This is a genomic window from Streptomyces sp. WAC05374, assembly GCF_004353505.1.
Taxonomy (GTDB): domain Bacteria; phylum Actinomycetota; class Actinomycetes; order Streptomycetales; family Streptomycetaceae; genus Streptomyces.
On the sequence record NZ_SMNQ01000049.1, the window covers coordinates 1 to 837 of the forward strand.

Genomic DNA, 837 nt, shown 5'->3' on the forward strand with positions numbered 1-837 from the left:
CCCACGGCACCGGCACCACCCTCGGCGACCCCATCGAGATGCGCGCCCTCCAGCAGGTGTTCGCCACCAGTGGGCGGACCGAACCGTGCGCCATCGGCTCGGTGAAGACCAACATCGGCCACACCGACACGACCGCGGGTGTGGCAGGGCTGATCAAGGCGACCCTCGCCATCCACCACGGCGAACTGGTGCCCAGCCTCAACTACGAGCACCCCAACCCCGAGATGGGCCTGGACCCCGACCTGTTCTACGTCAACACCGAGACCAAGCAGTGGAAGGAGGAGGGGCCCCGCCGCGCCGGCGTGTCCGCCTTCGGCCTGGGCGGCACCAACGCCCACGTGGTGCTGGAGCAGGCGCCACAACGGCCGGAGCCGCAGAGGCCCGCGTCCGGTGCGCTGCCCGTGGTGCTGTCCGCCCGCGACGAGAAGGCCCTGCGTGAGCAGGCCGCCCGCTGGGCGGACTGGCTGGCCGGCCGCGGTGACGTGTGCCTGGCCGACGTGGCGGTGACGGCGGCCCGGCACCGTACCCACTTCGAGCACCGGGCGAGCGTCCTCGCGGGCGGCACCGCGGAGCTGGTCGAGGGGCTGCGTGCCCTGGCCGACGGCAGGTCGCACGAGGCGGTGTCCGAGGGTGTGGCCAAGCCGCGCGGCAAGACGGTGTTCGTGTTCCCGGGTCAGGGTGCGCAGTGGGCCGGCATGGGCCGTGAACTGCTCGACGCCTCACCCCTCTTCGCCGAGCACATGACCGCCTGCGAAGACGCCCTCGCCCCCCACGTCGACTGGTCCCTCACCGCCGTCGTCCGCCAAGAACCCGGCGCACCCGGACTCGACCGCATCG

The 837-nt window shown here is 72.8% G+C and carries 1 protein-coding gene; it reads left to right on the forward strand.

Going from position 1 to position 837, the window contains the following annotated elements; genetic code table 11:
- Positions 1-837: acyltransferase domain-containing protein (locus E2B92_RS32480; RefSeq protein ID WP_133087798.1), on the forward strand; the 837-nt coding region annotated here is incomplete at both ends.